Source organism: Streptomyces nigrescens, from assembly GCF_027626975.1.
Classification (GTDB): domain Bacteria; phylum Actinomycetota; class Actinomycetes; order Streptomycetales; family Streptomycetaceae; genus Streptomyces; species Streptomyces nigrescens.
On sequence record NZ_CP114203.1, the window covers coordinates 7,934,327 to 7,952,546 of the forward strand.

Consider the following 18,220-nt stretch of genomic DNA (forward strand, 5'->3'; position numbering starts at 1 on the left):
GGGCGTGGCGCGGCCGGCTCGCGGGTAGCGTCCAGCGCATGAGTGACGTCCAGAAAGTGCAGGTCGGTGAGGTCCAGCTGGCATACCGGGTGTGGGGAGAGGAGGACGCGCCCCCGGCCGTGCTGCTGCACTGCCTCGGTGAGGACGGCGAGGACTGGCGCGGAGTGGTCGGCCGGCTCGCCGGCACCCACCGTGTCTTCGCCCTCGATCAGCGCGGCCACGGCCACAGCGACTGGCCGGGCGACTACGGCTCCGCGCGGTGGCGGGACGATGTGATCGGCTTCCTCCAGGCGCTCGGTCTGGAGCGGGTGACCCTCATCGGGCACTCGCTGGGCGCGCTGGCCGCCCTGCTGGTGGCCGCGGAGCGCCCGGAGCTGGTGGACCGGCTGGTGCTGGAAGAGGTGCCCCCGCCGCTGCCCGCCGACCCGCCGCAGGAGGTGCCGGAGCAGCCGGCCGGCCCGCAGCCGTTCGACTGGCAGGCCGAGGTCGCGGTGGTGGCGGAGCGCAATGCGCCCGACCCCGTGTGGTGGGAGGAGCTGGAGAAGATCACCGCGCCGACCCTGGTCATCGGCGGCGGCGAGGCCAGCCATATTCCGCAGGGACACCTCGACGAGCTGGTCGAGCGGCTCCCCGATGCCCGTCTGGTGACGGTGGAGGGCGCCGGTCATCTCGTCCACGAGGAGCGCCCCGGCGAGTTCCTCGCGGCGGTCAACTCGTTCCTGGCGCCCCGCCCGTAGCCCGCCGCGCGGTCGGCGGGCCGCGGCGCTCTCGTTCCCCCTGGGCTCGCCGCCGTACGCCACCCCGCAGTCCCGCCGGGGTGCCTGAGGTTCGAGAGAGGCCGACCGTGCAGCTGACCACCTCGCTACGGAGTGCCCTGGTCGCCGGTGCCGCCGCGACCGCCCTGTTCACCGGCGCCGCCGGGGCCGTCGCGGCACCCGTCGCCCCGTCGGCCGCGGTCGGCGCACCGGCCACCGTGCACTCCCCGTACGGTCAACTCCGGCCGCTCGCCGCACTGTCCGCGGAGCGGCTGGCCACCGGCGATCTGGTGGCCGCGGCGAAATGGGGCACCGGCGGCCCGGTCGACGACCCGGCCCGGGAGCGGGAGGTGCTGCGGGCCGTGGCGGACCAGGCCCGCGAGCTGGGGGCCGATCCGGCGGTCACGGTGCGGATCTTCCGGGACCAGATCGAGGCCAGCAAGGTCGTGCAGCGGGGGCTGCACCGTGCGTGGGAGGCGGACCCCGGCCGGGCGCCGACCGAGCGGCCCGACCTGGGTGAGGTACGGAAGGAGATCAACCGCATCAACGGCGAGCTGGTGCGGGCCATCGCCGGCTCCCCGTATGCCCGCTCGGCGCCGTACTGCGCTCCGCTGCTGACCGCGGCCGCCGTGCGGGTACGCCATGAGCGGCAACTGGACGGCCTGCACACGGGCGCACTGGCCCGCTCGCTGCGGTCGGTCTGCGGCGGAGGCTGAGGCCCCGGCCGGGCCCGGCCGACCGGATCAGGCCGTCCGCTCGCCCGCCGCCACCGCCTTCGCCCAGCGGTAGTCCGCCTTGCCGCTGGGCGAACGCCGGATGTGGTCGGTGAAGACCACGGCGCGCGGAATCTTGTAGCCCGCCAGCCGCGTCCGGCAGTGGAGCTGGATGTCCGCCAGGGCCGGCTCCGCCGCCCCGGTACGGAGCTGGACCACGGCGGCGACGCGCTGGCCCCACCGCTCGTCCGGCACCCCCGCGACCAGCGCGTCATAGACGTCCGGATGTGCCTTCAGTGCCTGCTCGACCTCCTCCGGATAGATCTTCTCGCCACCGGAGTTGATGCACTGCGAGCCCCGGCCGAGGACGGTGACGATGCCCCCCTCGTCGACGGTGGCCATATCGCCCAGCAGCACCCATCGGTCCCCGTGCGCCTCGAAGAAGGTCTCCGCGGTCTTCTTGGGGTCGTTGTAGTAGCCCAGCGGGACATGCCCGCGCAGGGCGATCCGTCCCACCTCACCGGCCGGGACCGGCTCGTAGGTGGCCGGATCCACCACTGCCGTACGGGAGTTGACCCGCAGCCGGAAGCCCTTGTCCGGGCCCGAGTCCTCGGTGGCGGTGCCGTTGAACCCGGATTCGGAGGAGCCGAAGTTGTTGAGCAGCATGACGTGCGGGGCCAGCGCGCTGAACTGGGCGCGTACGGTCTCGGAGAGGATCGCGCCGGAGCTGCTGACGCTGAACAGCGAGGAGCAGTCGGTGTCCTTGAGCGGCCCGCCGAGCGCATCGACGAGCGGGCGCAGCATCGCGTCGCCGACCAGGGAAACGCTGGTGACCCGCTCCCGTTCGACGGTCCGCAGCACCTCCTCGGGCACGTACTTGCGGTGGATGACGACCTTCTGGCCGAAGTGGAAGGCGATGAACGCGGTGAGGGTGGAGGTGCCGTGCATCAGCGGGGGAGTGGGGAAGAAGACCAGGCCGTCGCCCCCGGCCGCGACCCGCTCGGCCAGCTCCTGGGGCCGTTTGACCGGTTCACCGGTCGGTGCCCCGCCGCCCATACCGGAGAAGAAGATGTCCTCGTGGCGCCACATCACGCCCTTGGGCAGACCGGTGGTGCCGCCGGTGTAGATGACGATCCGGTCGTCGGCGGAGCGCGGGCCGAAGCCGCGTGCGGGAGAGCTGGCGGCCTCGGCGTCCGCGAGCGCGACGGGGGCGATCCGGGGCTCGGGGGCGCCGTCGGGCGGGGTGCCGACCCGTACGAGATGCCGTAGCCCGGGTGCCTGGGGGAGGGCGGCGGCCACCCGCGCGGTGAACTCCGCGTCGAAGACCAGCGCCGCCAGGTCGGCGTCCCGGTAGAGGTAGGCCAACTCCTCTTCCACGTAGCGGTAGTTGACGTTGACCGGGACGGCGCGGATCTTCAGACAGGCGTAGGCGGCCTGGAGGTATTCGATGCCGTTGTAGAGGTGCAGTCCGACGTGCCGGCCGGGGCCGATGCCGTGGTCGCTCAGGTGATGGGCCAGGCGGTTGGCCGCGCGGTCCAGCTCCGCGTACGTCAGCCGCCGCTCGGCGCCGGTCCCGGGATGGTCGACGTACACCAGCGCCTCGCGGTCGGGGACCGTGTCGACGATCGACTCGAAGAGGTCGGCAAGGTTGTACTCCACGTCTCCTCCAGACCGGGCGGGCGTCGGCTAGCGGTCATTAGAGCGCCGCAGCGAGGAGCAAGGAAGGGCCACGGACAAGAAATCTGACTGCCTGTCAGAAAAGCCTTGAAGTCGCTGTGCGGCTACTGCAACCTGTTCTCGTCGTGAGACGGGAGGACGGAACATGGGTGGTACGGAACATCTGGCGGTGGAGCGCATCGGCGCGACACTGGTGCTCACCCTCAACCGGCCGGAGGCGAAGAACGCGCTCTCGCTGCCGATGCTGGTGGGCCTGTACGACGGCTGGCTCGCCGCCGACGAGGACGACGGGATCCGCTCCATCGTCCTCACCGGCGCCGGCGGCACCTTCTGCGCCGGAATGGACCTCAAGGCCCTCGCGGGCGACGGGATGGCCGGCGAGCAGTACCGCGACCGGCTGCGCGCCGACCCGGACCTGCACTGGAAGGCGATGCTGCGGCACCACCGCCCCCGCAAACCCGTGATCGCCGCCGTCGAGGGGCACTGCGTCGCGGGCGGAACGGAGATCCTCCAGGGCACCGACATCCGGGTCGCCGGTGAGAGCGCCACCTTCGGGCTCTTCGAGGTCCGCCGCGGACTCTTCCCCATCGGCGGCTCCACCGTCCGTCTCGCCCGCCAGATCCCCCGCACCCACGCCCTGGAGATGCTGCTCACAGGGCGGCCCTACCCCGCACGCGAGGCCGAACGCATCGGCCTGATCGGCCATGTCGTGCCCGAGGGGACCGCACGCGACAAGGCCCTGGAGATCGCCGAACTGATCAACGGCTGCGGACCGCTCGCCGTCGAGGCCGTCAAGGCCTCCGTCTACGACACCGCCGAGATGACCGAGACCGACGGGCTGGCGGCCGAACTCGCCCGCGGCTGGCCGGTCTTCGACACCGCAGACGCCAAAGAGGGCTCCCGGGCCTTCGCGGAGAAGCGCCCGCCCGTCTACCGGCGGGCCTGACCCAAGGAGTCCCTATGTCCGAGGTCCTCACGGCACCCCTCGTCGTGGAGTTCCCCTTCACCCGCTCGCTCGGCCCGGTCCAGAGCGCCTTCCTCACCGGGCTGCGCGAGCGCACCGTCCTCGGCGTCACCGCGAGCGACGGCCGGGTGGTCGTCCCGCCCACCGAATACGACCCGGTCACCGCCGAGGAGATCCGCGAGCTGGTCGAGGTGGGCAGCCACGGCACCGTCACCACCTGGGCCTGGAACCCGTCCCCCCGCCGCGGGCAGCCGCTCACCACCCCCTTCGCCTGGATCCTGGTCCGGCTCGACGGCGCCGACACCGCACTGCTGCACGCGCTGGACGCACCCGGCCCCGACGCCGTACGCACCGGGATGCGGGTCCGCGTCCGCTGGGCCGCGCAGCGCACCGGCGCGATCACCGACATCGCCTGCTTCGAGCCGGACGACAGCCCCGCCGGCGCACATGAACGGGCCCCGCACAGCGGCGAGTTCGCGAACGCCGTCACCGGCATCACCACCCCCGCCCGGCTCGACTACACCTACTCGCCCGGCCGCGCCCAGTCCCGCTACATCCAGGCCCTCTCGGACCACAAGACCATCGGCGAACGCTGCCCCTCCTGCCGCAAGGTCTACGTCCCGCCCCGCGGCGCCTGCCCCACCTGCGGCCTCGCCACCGACACCCAGGTCGAGGTCGGCCCCCGCGGCACCGTCACCACCTTCTGCATCGTCAACATCAAGGCCAAGAACCTCGACATCGAGGTCCCCTACGTCTACGCCCATATCGCCCTGGACGGCGCCGACCTGGCCCTGCACGCCCGGATCGGCGGCATCCCGTACGACCGGGTCCGCATGGGGCTGCGGGTGGAACCCGTATGGACCGAGCACGGCCGCTTCCCCGACCACTACCGCCCCACCGGTGAACCCGATGCCGACTACGACAGCTACAAGGAGCTGATCTGATGCGCGAGGTCGCCATCGTCGCCTTCGGGCAGAGCGATCATGTCCGCGACAGCGCGGAGACCTCCGAGGTCGAAATGCTGATGCCGGTGCTCCACGACGTCCTGGCACAGACCGGCCTGGCGGCCCGGGACATCGGCTTCACCTGCTCCGGCTCCTCCGACTACCTCGCCGGCCGCGCCTTCTCCTTCACCATGGCCCTGGACGGCGTCGGCGCCTGGCCGCCGATCTCCGAATCCCATGTCGAGATGGACGGCGCCTGGGCGCTGTACGAGGCTTGGGTGAAGCTGCTCACCGGCGAGGCGGAGACCGCGCTGGTCTACGCGTACGGCAAGTCCTCGCCGGGCGATGTCCGCGAGGTCCTCACCCGCCAGCTCGACCCCTACTACGTCGCCCCGCTGTGGCCCGACTCGGTCGCGCTCGCCGCCCTCCAGGCCCAGGCCCTGATCGACGCGGAGCTGACCGACGAGCGGGAACTGGCCGGGATCGCGGCCCGCAGCCGCGCGGACGCCGAGACCAACCCGCACGCCCAGCTGCGCGGTGCCGTGCCCGCCGGCGAGCACCTCGTCGCCCCGCTGCGTACCAGCGACTGCCCGCCCATCGGCGACGGCGCGGCCGCCGTCGTCCTCGCCGCCGGCGACACCGCCCGCCGGCTGACCGACCGCCCCGCCTGGATCCGCGGCCTCGATCACCGCATCGAGGCACACAGCCTGGGCGTCCGCGACCTCACCGACTCCCCGTCCACCCGCCTCGCCGCCGAGCGCGCCGGAGCCTTCGAACGGCCCGTGGACACCGCCGAGTTGCACGCCCCCTTCACCTCCCAGGAAGTCGTGCTGCGCCGCGCCCTGAAGCTCGACGCGCCGGACTGCACGGTCCGGATCAACCCGTCCGGCGGCGCGCTCGCCGCCCACCCCGTCATGGCCGCCGGGCTGATCCGCCTGGGCGAGGCCGCCGCCCGCATCCAGAGCGGCGCCTCCGGCCGCGCCCTCGCGCACGCCACCTCGGGTCCGTGCCTGCAGCAGAACCTGGTCGCCGTCCTGGAGGGTGAGTGATGAGCAAGGAGCCCGTGGCCGTCATCGGCATCGGCCAGACCCGGCATGTCGCTGCCCGCCGGGACGTCTCCCTCGCCGGACTCGTCCGCGAGGCCGCCCGGCGCGCCCTGGACGACGCCCAGTTGACCTGGGCGGACATCGACGCCGTGGTGATCGGCAAGGCCCCCGACTTCTTCGAGGGCCTGATGATGCCCGAGCTGTACCTCGCCGACGCCCTGGGCGCCGTCGGCAAACCGATGCTGCGGGTGCACACCGCCGGCTCGGTCGGCGGCTCCACCGCCCTGGTCGCCGCCAACCTCGTCGCCGCCCGGGTCCACCGCACCGTCCTCACCCTCGCCTTCGAGAAGCAGTCCGAGTCCAACGCCATGTGGGGCCTGTCCCTGCCGGTCCCCTTCCAGCAGCCCCTGCTCGCCGGCGCCGGCGGCTTCTTCGCCCCGCACATCCGCGCGTACATGAGGCGCACCGGCGCCCCGGACACCATCGGCTCCCTCGTCGCCTACAAGGACCGCCGCAACGCCCTCAAGAACCCCTACGCCCATCTCCACGAGAAGGACCTCACCCTCGAAAAGGTCCAGGCCTCGCCGATGCTCTGGGACCCGATCCGCTACTCCGAGACCTGCCCGTCCTCCGACGGGGCCTGCGCCATGATCCTCACCGACCGCACCGGGGCCGCCCGCGCCCCGCACCCGGCGGCCTGGGTGCACGGCGGGGCGATGCGCAGCGAACCCACCCTCTTCGCCGGCAAGGACTTCGTCTCGCCGCAGGCCGGCAAGGACTGCGCCGCCGATGTCTACCGGCAGGCCGGGATCACCGATCCGCGCCGGCAGATCGACGCGGTGGAGATGTACGTCCCCTTCAGCTGGTACGAACCGATGTGGCTGGAGAACCTGGGCTTCGCCGAGGAGGGCGAGGGCTGGAAGCTCACCGAGTCCGGCGTCACCGAACTCGACGGCGCGCTCCCCGTCAATCCCTCCGGCGGGGTGCTGTCCACCAACCCGATCGGCGCCTCCGGCATGATCCGCTTCGCGGAGGCCGCCCTCCAGGTGCGCGGCCAGGCCGGCGACCACCAAGTCGACGGCGCCCGCAGGGCGTTGGGACATGCCTACGGCGGCGGCTCCCAGTTCTTCGCGATGTGGCTGGTGGGCGCCGACACACCGGCCGGCTGACCTCTGCCGGGGGCGGGCACGCCCGGCCGGTGCGCCCGCCCCCGGATCACCACTCCACCGCCTCGCCACGTCCCCTGTCCGTTCCCGGAGACAGTGGTTAGGCTGATCGCGGACGACGAACCGGGAGGTGCGGGACACGTGACCGACAGCATCACGGAGCAGCGGCTCGTGGGCGGGCCCAGGCCCGATCTCGATCTGACGCAGGCCGAGTGGCAGTCGAGCACCCAGGGCGTGGGCGGCGTCCAGATCGCCTTCGTCGAGGGCTATATCGCCATGCGCAACCGCCGCAGCCCCGAGGTCCCGGCGGTGATCTTCACCCCCGCCGAGTGGCGCGCCTTCGTCCTCGACGCGCGCGAGGGTGAATTCGACCTCACGTAGGCGGGCTCACGTAGGCGTGCTCACGTGGGGCGGGCTCATGTAGGCGTGCTCATGTGGGGCGTGCCCACGTGGGGCGTGTCTCCCGGCATGCAGGACACGCCCCGGCCGGGGACACCAGGAGCGGCCCTGGTCAGGTGAGCACCACGCACCCTCTCTCCCGGAGCGCCAGGACCGGTTCCGCCCCGTCCGCCACGGAGTTCCAGCGCAGATCGAGCTTCTCCAGCGACGGCAGCTCCGCGATCCAGGGCGGCAGCACCGCGATCCGGTTGCCGCGCAGATCGATCCGGCGCAGCAGCGGCAGCGTGCGCAGCGCGTCGGGGACGTGGGGGAGGGCGTTGTCCCGCAGCTCCAGCACCCTCAGTTCGCGCAGCGCCGCCAGACTCCCGGGCAATGCCGTCAGCGCATTGCCGCCCAGCCACAGCTCCCGGAGCCGGCCGAGCCGCCCCAGCGACTCTGGGAGTTCGCTCAACTCCGCCTGCTGTGCGCGGAGTTCGACCAGCCCGGCCATCTCACCGAGCGTCGCCGGCAGCCGCCCGAGCGGATTCTCGCCGACGTTGAGATAGCCGAGCCGGTCCAGTCCGCCGAGAGTGTCCGGCAGTGCGGTGAGCCGGTTGTCGTGCAGATAGAGGAAGCGGGTCAGCCCGGTGAGCTCGCCGATCTCGTCGGGGACAGCTGTCAGGGAGTTGTGGCCGAGGTCGAGGGTGTGCAGCGCACGCAGCCGGCAGAGCGCCGCCGGGATCTCGGTCAGGGCGTTGTCGGCGAGGATCAGCACCTCCCGGTCCGCGCGCCGCCAGACCTCGGGCGGTACCGCACTCAGGCCCGCCTTCCAGAGGTTGAGGACGCGAGGACTGCCGGACTCGGGGCGGGACATGGGGCGAGGTTCCTTCCGGGGGAGGCGGTGCCGGATTCGCTACGGCCAGCCGAGCAGCTCGGGCAGCGGGGTGTCCGCTCCCGACCGGCGGCAGTCGAGCGGCTCGTGCGGCCTGCGGCCGGACAGCCAGGCCGCGAGATCGGTGAGCGGGCCGCTCACCGTCACCGTCGGCGCGTCCCCGGAACCGTACTGCCGTGACAGCGTGCCGTCCGTGGCCGTCACGACGAGGTGCAGCTCCGCGGGGACCCGGGGCGCCATGTGGTCCAGGAGGTGGTGGCACAGCTCCTGCGGCCAGTCCCGCGGACCGTGGCCGATGCCCGCGTCCGCCGTGTGGATCTCCAACTCCCGCCACCAGGCCAGCAATGCGGAGCGCAGATCGCCGTTGCGGTGCCGCACCGGCCGCGACCAGTCGCCCGGACCGACCGCCGCCCAGGCCGCGGACGCCTCGGCCAACGCGGCCCGTACCGCGTCCCCCAGCGCCGCCGCACCCCGCACCGCTCCGGCCTCGATCGCGGCATCGCGCGCCGGGCGCCCGCCGTCGTACGGCTCGATCAGCTCACCGCGCAGCCCGTAGCGGGCCTGCCGGGCCAGGGCCAGACCGACGCCCTCGATGTGCGAGAGGACATGGGCGCGGGACCAGCCGGGCAGCTCGCTCGGCTCCCGCACCCCGTCGTCGGTCAGGGCGGGCAGCAGTGCGCGCAGCCGCTCCTGACCCGCCTCGATCGCGGTCCGTACCGCCTCGGCCGGCATCGTCCGCTCCGTCGTCATGGCCACCGCAGCTCCTTCGTCATGGCTCGCGGCTCGGGGGCCTGCGCCCGCGCGGCACCGACGAGCCGTGCGGTGAACGGTGCCACCGCGGCGTCGGGTGCCGTCGACGGCGGGAAGGCGGGCAGCTCGCCCGCGAAGACCGGTAAGTCACCCAGTAGTTGACGTATGCCGGCCACACCGCCCCCTCAGCGAGTTAATGGTTGGCGGGGACATTACCATTAGCTCCATGACCGCAACACGGCTCGCTCTCGACCTCGCCGTCACCATCCGCCACGACGGGCACGGCGGCGTCGCCGATGACCTGGCCGGCCCGGAGGGGCTCGCGGACTGGGTACGCGAGCGGGCCGCGCTGCTGGACTGCGCCGAGCGGCCGGTCACCGTGGACGAGGCACTGCACACCGCCGTACGGGAGCTACGGGCCGCGCTCCGGTCGCTGTTCGCCCGCGCCGTCCGGCCGGGACCGCCCAGCTCCGCCGACGCCCACCGGCTGCTCCCGGAAGCCGAGGCGATCCGCCGGCTGAACGCCGCCGCGGCCCTGGTCCCCACGGTGCCCCGGCTCAGCTGGGAGCCGGACGCGGGGCCCACGGTGCGGCTGCGGCCGGCCGGTTCCCCGCCGGCCGCCGACCGGATCGTCGCCGCGCTGGCCCGCGCCGCCCTCACCTTCCTCGACGGGCCGGACCGCGCCCTGCTGCGGGCCTGCCCCGCCCCGCGCTGTGTGCGCTACTTCGTCAAGGACCACGCCCGCCAGGAGTGGTGCACCCCCTCCTGCGGCAACCGCGCCCGGGTCGCCCGCCACCACGGACGCCGCCGGAAAGCGCAGGGCGACGCCCCGTAGGCTGGGGGCATGACAGGTGAACGCGACCTCCGGGCCCTTCTCAGCGGGATGCGTCCCGAGCGGAACGAGGGCCGTTACGTCTTTGCCAGCGTGCCCGGGGCCGTCCCCGAGGGGCTGACACCGGTGGTCACCGTCACCGAGCCCGAAGGCCGCACCCTCGTCGTCCACCAGGAAGAGGCCGACCGTGCGGGCCTGGCCTACGACTATGTCGCCGCCTGGATCACCCTGCGGGTGCACTCCGCGCTGGACGCCGTCGGACTGACCGCCGCCGTCGCCACCGCACTCGCCCAGGCCGGCCTCAGCTGCAATGTCGTCGCGGGCTTCCACCACGATCACCTCTTCGTGCCGTATGACGCGGCCGACGAAGCGCTGCGCCGGCTTCGCGCACTGGCCGACCAGGCCTGAGACCACCGGCCACCGGAGCGTCCGGCGGCGCCGCGCACGGGGTGTCGCTGACCCCGACGTCGGCGCGGCGCGCCCGGCCGGGCCACGTACGATGGCGGCATGTCCTTCCTCCGCCGCCGCAGCGCAGCCACGCCCGCCGGGCCTGACTTCGACGTCCTCGCCATGGACCCCGGGGACTGGCCGGGCAATCTCGGAGCCGGGCTGCTGCCCGCGCCCGACGGAAGCTGCCAGGGCGTCTTCCTCCGCTACGACCTGTTCGGCGGCCGCGGTCCCGCGATGATCATCGGCAATCTGCCGGAGGGCTCCCCGGCCCGCGAGCTCGAGGACGACCAGGTGCCCTTCGAGGTGGCCCAGCTGCTCGCGGCGCTCGGCAACGACGAACCGGTCACGGTCGTCGAGAGCGAGGACACCCCCGTGATGCACGAGGACAACCTGCTGATCGTCAAGCGCATCAAGTGCTCCGAGAGCCGGATCTCCTGCGCCCAGTTCGACCGCAGCGACGGTGTGCTGGTCACCATCGCCAGCTGGGACCGGCCGATCACCGACGACCTCTACGCCCTGCTCAAGCCGCTGCCGGCGGAGCTCTTCCAGCAGGGCTGAGCCCCGGCACAACCCCGGAGCGGACACGGTCGCGCCCGGTGGACGGTTCCCCCGTCCACCGGGCGCGACGCGCTCACCCGACGGTGTTCAGGAAGCCGAGCGCCGCACCTCGACGTCGTCCGCCCGCACATAACCGACCCGGTGCCCGAGCTGGATCTCGTAGTAGACGTCCTTGCCGCGCACGACCGCGTGCTTGGTGACGTCGAAGGTCGGGGAGTAGAAGTACTCGCCCCGCATCCGGTCCCCGACCGCGTACTGCTGCCCGGCGGCGAGCTTGTACGGCAGCGGGGAGACCGCCTGGTAGGGGACCCCGGCCGGATAGGCCTCCTTCTCCGGGTACGCCCGGCCGTAGACCGGGATCTCTTCCCGCCCGGACTTCGGTACGGCGATCAGCCCCTTGGCGGGCACCGCCACCGGCTCGTCATGGGGATTGTGGAACCACGCCTTCTGCCCGAGGTACCAGATCGCCGTCCAGTCGCCGGACCGGCCGGCCACCGCGAACCGCTGCCCCGTCGTGGCACGGGCACCCGTGTCGTTCACACCGGTCGTCGAGGCCCTGCCGTCCGGGTGCAGTCCGATGTCCTTGACCAGCGGTGCGTCCTCGTCCGGCGCGCTGTACAGCCGGACCGCCGTGGAGCCGTGCGGCGCACAGGTGTCACCGGGCTTCGCGCAGCCGGTGTACACCGGCTGGTTCTCGTCGTAGTCGGGACGGATGGTGACCAGGCCGCCCCGCGGACCCGCGGTGGCCTTGAACGGCTTGCCCAGCAGGGCGAAGTAGTGCGCCCAGTCCCAATACGGGCCGGGGTCGGTGTGCATACCGGGGATGGTGGCCGTCGTCGTGCCGGGCACATTGTCGTGGCCCAGGATGTGCTGCCGGTCGAGCGGCACGTCGTACTTGCGGCTCAGATACTTCACCAGCCGGGCCGAGGCGCGGTACATCGCTTCGGTGTACCAGGCGTCCGGCGCGGCCAGGAAGCCTTCGTGCTCGATGCCGACGGAGTGCGAGTTGATGTACCAGTTGCCCGCGTGCCAGGCGACGTCCTTGGTCGGCACATGCTGGGCGATCAGACCGTCCGCGGAGCGGATCGTGTAGTTCCACGACACATACGCCGGGTCCTTGATCAGCTTGAGCGTGGTCTCCCAGGACCCCTCGGTGTCATGGATGATGATCGCGCTGACCCGCTGGTCCGCGGGGCGGTCCGCCTTGTCGTGGTTGCCGTAGTCACCGTCGCCGAACTCCTCGTACGGCGCGGGGACCGACTCGCAGGCGACGTTCCGCGGGCACTCCGGCTTGCGAGCGGCGGACGCCGCCGGGGCCTTGGCAGTCGGCGCGCTGAGACGTTTCTGCTGCGCGGCGTCGGGGGTCAGACCCGGCGCGGCGGCCAGCGTGACCCGCTGTCCCGCGTCGGTGGTACGGGCCTGGCCCTGGCGCATCACCGCGTACACCTCGTCCGCGAAGGCCTTACCGCTGTGCGCACTGTCCTGGCCTCCGTAGCGCGCCACCGCCGTGTACCACCGCGCCGGATCGCTGCCGGCGGGCATCCCCAGCTTCCGCTGCTCCGCGGCGAGCAGCGCCGCACCGCCGAGCACATTCGCCGCGGGGTCGGTGCGCAGCTTCCCGGCCGGAATCCCGGTCAGCTTCGCGGCCGTCGGCAACGTACGCAGCCGGGCCGGGAGTTCGGTGGGCAGCGCCGCCCGCTGCGCCGCGCCGGCCGGCACTCTCTTACGGCCCCGCGCCTCGTCGCCGCGTGCGTCCTCGTAGCCCTCGCTGAACTCCGGCGTCCGCGTCAGGGCCGTACGGGCGTCGGTCAGATGCATCGGACCGTAACCCCCGGAGACACTGGGCGCGCCGCCGTGACCGTCCCAGCGGGACTCCAGGTACGAGACGCCGAGCAGCACACTGCGCGGCACATGGAAGCGGGCGGCGGCATCGGTGAAGGCCTGTTGCAGCGCGTCCGTCCGGGGCTGTCCGGCCTGTGCGGACGGTGCTCCCGAGAGCGGCAGCAGCAGCACCGCGGCCGCGACCGCGGTGGCGGATCTCCGCAGGGCGGGGCGGGGGACTCTCTTCTCGTCTTCCGGGGCGGATCCTTGCAAAGCAACCTCCTCGAGCCGGCCCGAGCCGGGGCGGTGTGACGGTGGGTGCGCAAACGGCCGCACGGGCGGGACCCGAGACTAGAGCCCCCTGTCGGCTTAGAGCTATACGTTTGCCGACAGTCCGTCAATCACCGCGCCGGTTCGGGATTCCGCATGTCAGGGCGTCTCCAGAGGAGCCTTCCCGGACCGGTGCCGGGCCTGCGGAGCGTCAGTGGAATGGACCAATGACCTTGCCCTCGCGGACGGTGAGGAGAAGAGCTGGTGAGGGCGCGGCAGACAAGGGTGAGCGGCGCACCCCGTGCCCGGGCGCGCCGCTCACAGTCCCCCCTCGGCGGTCAGCGGGTGCCGACCGCCGCCCTGACCGCACGCCGCGCCATCTGGCAGTCGTCGTGCAGCCGGCGCAGGAGCAGCCGCTGCTCCTCGCCCGCCGCCGGCACACCGGGTTGTCCCGGACCCGGTGTCCCCGTCGGCGTGGGCTCGCGCATGGTCCGCTGGACCGCGGTTTCATAGCGCCGGATCTCGCGGGTGAGCACCAGCATCAGATTGACCAGGAAGGCGTCCCGCGAGGCCGGTCCGGCGTTCTGGGCGAGCTGGCTGATGTGGCGGCGGGCCACCGGCGCGTCACCGAGCACCGACCACAGCGTCGCCAGGTCGTAGCCCGGCAGGTACCAGCCCGCGTTGTCCCAGTCCAGCAGCACCGGGCCCGCGGGGGACAGCAGCACGTTGTTCAGCAGCGCATTGCCGTGACAGAACTGGCCCTGGGTGTGCGACAGACCGTGCATCAGCTTCTGCAGATCGCCCAGGTCCCGGTCGGTGAGCAGCCCCAGGTCGTGATAGCGGCCGATCCGGCCCGCGTAGTCCAGCGGGGTGTCGAACAGCCCGGACGGCGGACGCCAGAGATTGATCCGGCAGATCGCGCCGAGTGCGGCCCGTACGTCCGCGCGGGGCGGGGCCTCGGACGGGTGCCGGGTCAGGGACGCGACCCGGCCGGGCATCCGCTCCATGATGAGCGTGCAGTTGTCGGGGTCGGCCGCCACAAGCCGCGGCACCCGTACCGGCGGACGATGCCGGACGAATGCGCGGTATGCACTTATTTCCTGCCGGAACCTTTCCGCCCAGGCCGGAGACTGGTCCAGTAAACACTTGGCGACCGCGGTCATCCGGCCCGTCGTCCCCACGAGGAGGACGGATCTGCCGCTGCGACGCAGCACCTGCACCGGATTGAACTCCGGGCAGATGCGGTGCACCGAGGCGACGGCGGCGCGCAGCTGGGCGCCCTGGGGGCCGGACAAGTCGAGCCTCCCGCTGAGCGGTTGGGCACCCGTCCCCTGAACCCGCCGGGTACGGCCGCCGGGGAGACCGGTGACCGCCCCCACGGAGGGGGAGGGGTCGAGATACGGCCCGCCTCCGGTGGGGTGCGGGCGGTGCGGCCGGGTGGGGACGGTCACGGCGGACGATGCTGCATACATGGGTGAGACAGATCCCTTCGTGCGCCGGCGAGTTGCGTGCGCTCCCCGGCCCGGTGGTGGGAACCCGTGAACGGGCCCCGTGCAGGAGGCCGATCCAGGGTCCCTGTGAAGGGCGCGCACCCTGGGGAATGCGGTCCCGCCACCAGGCCGGGGGCGGCATGTCTACAGAACACGTGGCTGCGGGTGGCAGACCATCTGGCGCAGGGTGGCGAACCCTGGCGAATGGACACAGCGCATGTCACCGGCCGTTACTGTCAAATCAGTCGAGGAACCTGGGGGCTTGACGTGGACAGGCAGCCGAACACCCGTCTCGCGGACCTTTTCGGCCTGGCCGGCTGGTCCAAGGGAGAGCTGGCGAGACTGGTCAACCGGCAGGCGGCGGCCATGGGCCATCCGCAGCTGGCGACCGACACCTCACGAGTGCGGCGCTGGATCGACATGGGGGAGACCCCACGAGATCCGGTGCCCAAGGTTCTGGCTTCCCTGTTCACCGAGCGCCTCGGCCGTGTCGTAACCATCGAGGACCTCGGGTTCGCAAGAACCGGTCGCTCGGGGAAGCGGCAGGCCATGGACGGTCTGCCGTGGGCTCCCGAACGGACCGCTGCGGTCCTCACGGAATTCACGGGAATGGACCTCATGCTCAACCGACGCGGCTTGGTGGGTGCGGGCGCTGCGCTCGCCGCGGGTTCCGCACTCACCGGCGCCATGTACGACTGGCTGCACACCGACCCGACACCGGCCGGCGCCCCACGCCACGACGCCCCGTTCGCTTCCGACTCCTTCGACGAACTCGACCAGATCGGCCTCGACCGCTACGAGGCGGCCCCCGTGGGGTCGCAGGAGATCGATGCGCTGGAGCGCTCGGTCGAGGTGTTCCGCGCCTGGGACGCGGCCCGCGGCGGCGGGCTGCAGCGCAAGGCCGTGGTGGGCCAGCTCAACGAGGTGGGCGGCATGCTCGCCTACCGCCACCCCGAGCATCTGCAGCGCAGGCTGTGGGGGGTGGCCGCCAATCTGGCGGTGCTGGCCGGCTGGATGTCCCACGATGTGGGCCTGGAGCCCACCGCCCAGAAGTACTTCATCATCGCCGCCCATGCGGCCCGTGAGGGCGGCGACCGCCCCCGCGCCGGTGAGGCGCTCTCCCGTGCCGCCCGCCAGATGGTCCATCTGGGCCGCCCGGACGACGCACTGGATCTGATGAAGCTGGCCAAGTCCGGTTCCGGCGAGGAAACCCTGCCGCGCACCCGCGCCATGCTGCACACCATCGAGGCCTGGGCGCAGGCCTCCAAGGGGCAGGGGCAGGCGATGCGCCGCACCCTGGGCGAGGCGGAGGACCTGTTCGTCTCGGACAAGGGCGATGTGCCGCCGCCGAGCTGGATGCAGATGTTCGACGAGGCGGATCTGCACGGCATGCAGGCGCTGGCGTTCCGTACCCTCGCCGACCACGATCCCTCGGTCGCCCGGGTTGCCCAGCACCACGCCAAGCGGGCGCTGATACTGCGGGAGAACGGCCGCCAGCGGTCGCAGATCTTCGACTACATCTCGATGGCGTCGGCCTGCTTCATCGGCAACGACCCCGAACAGGCCGACCGTTACGCCAGGCTGGCGCTGGTGTCCATCGGGGAGAACTCCTCGCAGCGGACCTGGGACCGGCTCCGTGAAATGTTCCGGCTCACGGGGCAGTACGCGAGCTACGCCAAGATCCAGGACCTGCGCGAGGAGATCCAGGATGTCCTGCCGAAGGCGAAGCCCAAGTCCAAGGGGTCGGGCCTCGGTCCCGGCATCGGAGCGGGCCTCGGCAAGAACTTCTCGGCCTGAGGCGGGCGGTGACACGCGGGCGGTCACACGGAGGGTGACGGTGCGTCACCTGTAGCCGCAGGTGACGAAACGTCCTCCGTGAACCTGCCGCCTCACCTGCCCACCGCCGGTCCGCCGGGCCGACGTCACCAGGGCGGGCGCAGGTGGCGCCCGCTCCGCCGTCCGCTGCCGCGAGGTGTGTCAGCCGCCGACCCTGGCGATCAGCACACAGGCGTCGTCCTCGCGCTCGGCGGTGCCGAACTCCTCGACGACGATGCGGACGCTGTCCTGGGCACTGCGCGCGGCGGCGAACCGCGGCGCCAGGGCGAGGAGCCGCTCGGCACCCTCATGGGCGGCATCCGCGCCCTGCGCACGGCGCGGGACGAGGCCGTCGGTGTGCAGGACGAGGAGGTCGCCGGGCTCCAGTTGCTCGGTGTGCTGGGTGTAGGACGCACCCGAGGTCGCCCCGAGGAGTACCCCCTCGGGCGGGTCCAGCGCGCGCCCCGTGCCGCCGCGGAACAGCAGCGGTGCGGGGTGCCCCGCCTGGGCCCACTCCAGCGTCCGCGCGGCCGCGTCGAACCGGCCGCACACCGCGCTGCCCAGCGCCGGCTGCGCGGCGCTGTCCAGCAGTTGGTTGAGGAAGCCCATCAGGGGTCCCGGCCGGTGTCCGGCGACCGCCATACCGCGCAGCGCGCCGAGCACCATCGCCATTCCGGACGTGGCGGTGACGCCGTGCCCGGTGAGGTCGCCGACGCTCAGCAGGGTGCTGCCGTCCGGGAGTTGCAGTGCGTCGTACCAGTCCCCGCCGATCAGGTCGCGGGTGCCGGACGGCAGATAGCGACCGGCGAGGTCGAGGGCCACCGGGCCGCCGTGCGGGAACCGCAGGGAGCCGCGCCACGGCGGCAGCACAGCTTCCTGCAGCTCGACCGCAAGCCGGTGCTCGGTCTGCGCGATCTGCCGCTCGCGGTGCAGCGAGTCACGGGTCTCGCGTACCGCCTGCTGGCTGCGGCGCAGCTCGCTGACGTCCCGCAGCACGGCCCACATGCATGCGGTACTGCCGTCGGCGTCGAGCACCGGCTCGCCCACCATGTGCACCGTGCGCAGACTCTCGTCGGGGCGCACGATGCGGAATTCGCCGTCGATCGGCCGGCCGTCCACCAGACAGTCCGTGACCATCGTGGCCAGCCCGTCCTGGTCCTCGGGGTGCACCAGGGACGGCAGCTCGTCGAGGGTGAGCGGCCCGTCGGACGGGGCCCGGCCGAACATCGCGAACAGCTCGTCGGACCAGCTGACCTCGTCGGTGAGCAGATTCCACTCGGCGCTGCCCACCCGGCGCAGCAGCGCGCCGCGCTCATGCGGCTCGGGCTCCTGCGGGGCCGGGGGCGGTCCGGTCTCCGGTGCCGGGGCGTCCGCGCTTCCGGCGGGCAGGCCCTCTCTCAGCTGGTCGAGATGGCCCCCGAGGTCGTCGAGGTGGTGCACCGCGAGATCGCACAGGGCCCGCTGCCAGCGCAGCTGCGGGTCGGCGAGGAGGTCGGTGTCCACCGTGGACTCCCGGCGGACCGCGTCGAGGCCACCGCGCAGGCGGCGGGCCTGCGTGATGAGTGCCTCGACCGTCTCACGCTCGGGGGGCCGGTCGGCTGAGTGATCCGCGAAGAGAGGGGACGGCATGACGTACTCCGTGATCAGGCGGCGCCGGGCTGAAGGGCCGGTAACGACTGTTGCACAGGCGGCGACGGTC

At 72.5% G+C, this 18,220-nt stretch carries 18 protein-coding genes; 11 read left to right on the forward strand and 7 right to left on the reverse strand.

The window, feature by feature from the left end; all coding sequences use genetic code 11:
* Positions 1–38 precede the first annotated feature (38 nt).
* Both STRNI_RS35245 and aroQ read left to right on the forward strand, forming a co-directional pair.
* Positions 39–737, forward strand: coding sequence for an alpha/beta fold hydrolase (locus tag STRNI_RS35245; RefSeq protein WP_159490650.1), 699 nt, complete (start codon positions 39–41; stop codon positions 735–737).
* A 107-nt stretch (positions 738–844) separates the two neighbouring features.
* Positions 845–1,471 (forward strand): gamma subclass chorismate mutase AroQ, encoded by a 627-nt coding sequence (gene aroQ, locus STRNI_RS35250; RefSeq protein ID WP_277412669.1) that lies wholly within the window; start codon positions 845–847, stop codon positions 1,469–1,471.
* Positions 1,472–1,498: 27 nt separating this feature from the next.
* Here the strand turns inward: aroQ and STRNI_RS35255 are convergent, their stop codons facing one another.
* Positions 1,499–3,127, reverse strand: coding sequence for an acyl-CoA synthetase (locus tag STRNI_RS35255; protein WP_277412670.1), 1,629 nt, complete (start codon positions 3,125–3,127; stop codon positions 1,499–1,501).
* A gap of 163 nt (positions 3,128–3,290) precedes the next feature.
* Here STRNI_RS35255 and STRNI_RS35260 point away from each other — a divergent pair, with 163 nt between their 5' ends.
* From STRNI_RS35260 to STRNI_RS35280, 5 genes are all read left to right on the forward strand, one after another.
* Entirely contained in the window at positions 3,291–4,091 is an 801-nt protein-coding gene (locus tag STRNI_RS35260; protein ID WP_274734065.1) for a crotonase/enoyl-CoA hydratase family protein, read from the forward strand.
* Between the two features lie 14 nt (positions 4,092–4,105).
* A complete protein-coding gene (locus tag STRNI_RS35265; RefSeq protein ID WP_159490659.1) occupies positions 4,106–5,053 on the forward strand; it encodes a Zn-ribbon domain-containing OB-fold protein in 948 nt (315 codons plus the stop codon).
* Positions 5,053–6,102 carry a thiolase domain-containing protein gene (locus STRNI_RS35270; RefSeq protein WP_277412671.1) on the forward strand — a complete coding sequence of 350 codons (1,050 nt, stop codon included), beginning with the start codon at positions 5,053–5,055 and terminating at the stop codon, positions 6,100–6,102. The genes STRNI_RS35265 and STRNI_RS35270 overlap by 1 nt, the downstream gene beginning before the upstream one ends.
* Entirely contained in the window at positions 6,102–7,268 is a 1,167-nt protein-coding gene (locus STRNI_RS35275; RefSeq protein ID WP_018090680.1) for a thiolase domain-containing protein, read from the forward strand. The genes STRNI_RS35270 and STRNI_RS35275 overlap by 1 nt, the downstream gene beginning before the upstream one ends.
* A 138-nt stretch (positions 7,269–7,406) precedes the next feature.
* Complete coding sequence (locus tag STRNI_RS35280; protein WP_018090679.1) at positions 7,407–7,646, forward strand: DUF397 domain-containing protein; 240 nt, start codon at positions 7,407–7,409, stop codon at positions 7,644–7,646.
* 130 nt (positions 7,647–7,776) lie between these two features.
* Here the strand turns inward: STRNI_RS35280 and STRNI_RS35285 are convergent, their stop codons facing one another.
* From STRNI_RS35285 to STRNI_RS35295, 3 genes are read right to left on the reverse strand one after another with little or no spacing between them, the layout of a single operon-like run.
* The gene (locus tag STRNI_RS35285) at positions 7,777–8,517 is read right to left on the reverse strand and encodes a leucine-rich repeat domain-containing protein (RefSeq protein WP_159490661.1); all 741 of its coding nucleotides are present in this window, start codon (positions 8,515–8,517) and stop codon (positions 7,777–7,779) included.
* 39 nt (positions 8,518–8,556) lie between these two features.
* On the reverse strand, positions 8,557–9,285 hold the full coding sequence (locus STRNI_RS35290) for a maleylpyruvate isomerase family mycothiol-dependent enzyme (protein WP_159492243.1): 729 nt from the start codon (positions 9,283–9,285) through the stop codon (positions 8,557–8,559).
* Positions 9,282–9,461, reverse strand: a complete 180-nt coding sequence (locus STRNI_RS35295; protein WP_266441054.1) for a hypothetical protein — start codon at positions 9,459–9,461, stop codon at positions 9,282–9,284. The genes STRNI_RS35290 and STRNI_RS35295 overlap by 4 nt, the downstream gene beginning before the upstream one ends.
* A gap of 50 nt (positions 9,462–9,511) precedes the next feature.
* On the opposite strand from STRNI_RS35295, the gene STRNI_RS35300 reads away from it, so the two are divergent.
* From STRNI_RS35300 to STRNI_RS35310, 3 genes are all read left to right on the forward strand, one after another.
* Positions 9,512–10,120 carry a CGNR zinc finger domain-containing protein gene (locus tag STRNI_RS35300; RefSeq protein WP_159490665.1) on the forward strand — a complete coding sequence of 203 codons (609 nt, stop codon included), beginning with the start codon at positions 9,512–9,514 and terminating at the stop codon, positions 10,118–10,120.
* A gap of 9 nt (positions 10,121–10,129) precedes the next feature.
* Positions 10,130–10,525 (forward strand): ACT domain-containing protein, encoded by a 396-nt coding sequence (locus STRNI_RS35305; protein ID WP_159490667.1) that lies wholly within the window; start codon positions 10,130–10,132, stop codon positions 10,523–10,525.
* Positions 10,526–10,624: 99 nt separating this feature from the next.
* On the forward strand, positions 10,625–11,125 hold the full coding sequence (locus STRNI_RS35310; RefSeq protein ID WP_018090673.1) for a hypothetical protein: 501 nt from the start codon (positions 10,625–10,627) through the stop codon (positions 11,123–11,125).
* An 87-nt stretch (positions 11,126–11,212) separates the two neighbouring features.
* Here STRNI_RS35310 and STRNI_RS35315 read toward each other — a convergent pair whose 3' ends face one another.
* Both STRNI_RS35315 and STRNI_RS35320 read right to left on the reverse strand, forming a co-directional pair.
* Positions 11,213–13,219 carry an N-acetylmuramoyl-L-alanine amidase gene (locus tag STRNI_RS35315; protein ID WP_277412672.1) on the reverse strand — a complete coding sequence of 669 codons (2,007 nt, stop codon included), beginning with the start codon at positions 13,217–13,219 and terminating at the stop codon, positions 11,213–11,215.
* Positions 13,220–13,554: 335 nt separating this feature from the next.
* On the reverse strand, positions 13,555–14,688 hold the full coding sequence (locus tag STRNI_RS35320; protein WP_078518674.1) for an aminoglycoside phosphotransferase family protein: 1,134 nt from the start codon (positions 14,686–14,688) through the stop codon (positions 13,555–13,557).
* A gap of 285 nt (positions 14,689–14,973) precedes the next feature.
* Between STRNI_RS35320 and STRNI_RS35325 the strand changes: the two genes are divergently transcribed.
* On the forward strand, positions 14,974–16,503 hold the full coding sequence (locus STRNI_RS35325; RefSeq protein WP_093638597.1) for a DNA-binding protein NsdB: 1,530 nt from the start codon (positions 14,974–14,976) through the stop codon (positions 16,501–16,503).
* Between the two features lie 180 nt (positions 16,504–16,683).
* On the opposite strand, the gene STRNI_RS35330 is transcribed toward STRNI_RS35325, so the two are convergent.
* Positions 16,684–18,150, reverse strand: a complete 1,467-nt coding sequence (locus STRNI_RS35330; RefSeq protein WP_277412673.1) for a PP2C family protein-serine/threonine phosphatase — start codon at positions 18,148–18,150, stop codon at positions 16,684–16,686.
* Positions 18,151–18,220: the final 70 nt, after the last annotated feature.

What these genes read in the sequence shown, in the direction of transcription:
- STRNI_RS35245 (WP_159490650.1), top strand. Translation starts at nt 39, where the DNA reads ATGAGTGACGTCCAGAAAGTGCAGGTCGGTGAGGTCCAGCTGGCATAC.
- STRNI_RS35260 (WP_274734065.1), top strand. Translation starts at nt 3,291, where the DNA reads ATGGGTGGTACGGAACATCTGGCGGTGGAGCGCATCGGCGCGACACTG.
- STRNI_RS35265 (WP_159490659.1), top strand. Translation starts at nt 4,106, where the DNA reads ATGTCCGAGGTCCTCACGGCACCCCTCGTCGTGGAGTTCCCCTTCACC.
- STRNI_RS35270 (WP_277412671.1), top strand. Translation starts at nt 5,053, where the DNA reads ATGCGCGAGGTCGCCATCGTCGCCTTCGGGCAGAGCGATCATGTCCGC.
- STRNI_RS35275 (WP_018090680.1), top strand. Translation starts at nt 6,102, where the DNA reads ATGAGCAAGGAGCCCGTGGCCGTCATCGGCATCGGCCAGACCCGGCAT.
- STRNI_RS35285 (WP_159490661.1), bottom strand. Translation starts at nt 8,517, where the DNA reads ATGTCCCGCCCCGAGTCCGGCAGTCCTCGCGTCCTCAACCTCTGGAAG.
- STRNI_RS35290 (WP_159492243.1), bottom strand. Translation starts at nt 9,285, where the DNA reads ATGACGACGGAGCGGACGATGCCGGCCGAGGCGGTACGGACCGCGATC.
- STRNI_RS35300 (WP_159490665.1), top strand. Translation starts at nt 9,512, where the DNA reads ATGACCGCAACACGGCTCGCTCTCGACCTCGCCGTCACCATCCGCCAC.
- STRNI_RS35305 (WP_159490667.1), top strand. Translation starts at nt 10,130, where the DNA reads ATGACAGGTGAACGCGACCTCCGGGCCCTTCTCAGCGGGATGCGTCCC.
- STRNI_RS35310 (WP_018090673.1), top strand. Translation starts at nt 10,625, where the DNA reads ATGTCCTTCCTCCGCCGCCGCAGCGCAGCCACGCCCGCCGGGCCTGAC.
- STRNI_RS35320 (WP_078518674.1), bottom strand. Translation starts at nt 14,688, where the DNA reads ATGTATGCAGCATCGTCCGCCGTGACCGTCCCCACCCGGCCGCACCGC.
- STRNI_RS35330 (WP_277412673.1), bottom strand. Translation starts at nt 18,150, where the DNA reads ATGCCGTCCCCTCTCTTCGCGGATCACTCAGCCGACCGGCCCCCCGAG.